This window comes from Stenotrophomonas maltophilia group sp. Smal32, assembly GCF_030237085.1.
Classification (GTDB): domain Bacteria; phylum Pseudomonadota; class Gammaproteobacteria; order Xanthomonadales; family Xanthomonadaceae; genus Stenotrophomonas; species Stenotrophomonas maltophilia_Q.
This window is the reverse complement of the sequence record NZ_JASJSI010000221.1, coordinates 1-1,133: the sequence shown is the minus strand read 5'-3', so window position 1 is coordinate 1,133 and position 1,133 is coordinate 1. Positions and strand designations below refer to the sequence as shown.

Below are 1,133 nucleotides of genomic sequence, written 5' to 3'. Positions count from 1 at the left end.
TCCCCGCCACGGGCCAACGGAATTTTTCGGTGGGGTACCACCCGTTATTAAAGACGCAAACGCATCTCGGGGTCCCGCGGTGCGCCCGGTCGTTGGGGGGGGGCGGAACCGTTTCCCGCCGGAAAAGGGATCCGACCCCGATCCTCTTGTCAGTGGCCGCGAACGCGCTTGATGATCTTCGCGGCGTCGGCGGCGCTGGCGCGCACCTTGTCCCATTCGCCGTCGGCGATCCAGTTGCCCGGCACCATCCACGAACCACCGATGCAGACCACGTTCTTCTGCTCAAGGTACTCGGCAGCGGTATTTTCGGTGATGCCACCGGTCGGGCACAGCTTGAGGTCGGCGACCGGGCCGGCCAGGCCCTTGATCATTGCCAGCCCGCCTACGGCCGTGGCCGGGAACAGCTTGCACACGCGGAAGCCGCGCGCGTAGAGCGACAGCAGCTCGGTCGGCGTGGCCGCGCCCGGTACCACCGGCAGCGGAGCAGCGGCCAGTGCATCAGCCAGCGCTGGCGGTGTGCCCGGGGTCACCAGGAAATCCGCACCCGCGTCGATGGACTGCTGCATCTGCTCCACGGTCAGCACCGTGCCCGCGCCCACCACTACATCCGGCAGCTCACGCTTGAGCATCGCCAGCGCTTCCATCGCCACCGGCGTCCGCAGCGTCAGCTCGATGGCCGGCAAACCACCTTCCAGCAGCGCCGCACTGACCGCCCGCGCCTGGTCCAGCGTATGAATCGTCACGACCGGCAGGATGCCCGCCGCATGCAACAGCTCCGCCGCCTTCACCTGATGTTGTTCGATACCCATGCTTTTGCCCTTGCCTTTGCTCTTCTTGATTCAGTGGCCGCAGCGCAGATGACGCGCCGGGAATTGTCCAAGGGCAGTAGAGCGCCCTGGCCGGGACCGTGTGCGGGCTGGTTTGCGCGCTCGTCCCCCCCAGGATGGGTTTAATGCGTGTCCCGGCCCGGGGGGTCTACATCCCAGCCCCGGGATCCTTCCGCGGGTTTTTTTTTAATAGGTCCATATCCAAAATCGGCGCCCCCCCCCCCGGCGCATACTTGGCCACCACAAAAAAAACCTAGTAATACAAACCCCCGCCAACACGCGCCCCCCGCCCGCCCCAAAAAGACA

The 1,133-nt window shown here is 65.8% G+C and carries 1 protein-coding gene; it reads right to left on the bottom strand.

What is annotated here, in order from left to right; translation table 11 throughout:
• Window positions 1–149 precede the first annotated feature (149 nt).
• Complete coding sequence (gene eda / locus QRO91_RS22435; RefSeq protein WP_049429315.1) at window positions 150–809, bottom strand: bifunctional 4-hydroxy-2-oxoglutarate aldolase/2-dehydro-3-deoxy-phosphogluconate aldolase; 660 nt, start codon at window positions 807–809, stop codon at window positions 150–152.
• Window positions 810–1,133: the final 324 nt, after the last annotated feature.

Bases quoted from the DNA above. Each gene is read 5' to 3' on its own strand.
- eda (WP_049429315.1), bottom strand. From the start codon at position 809: ATGGGTATCGAACAACATCAGGTGAAGGCGGCGGAGCTGTTGCATGCG.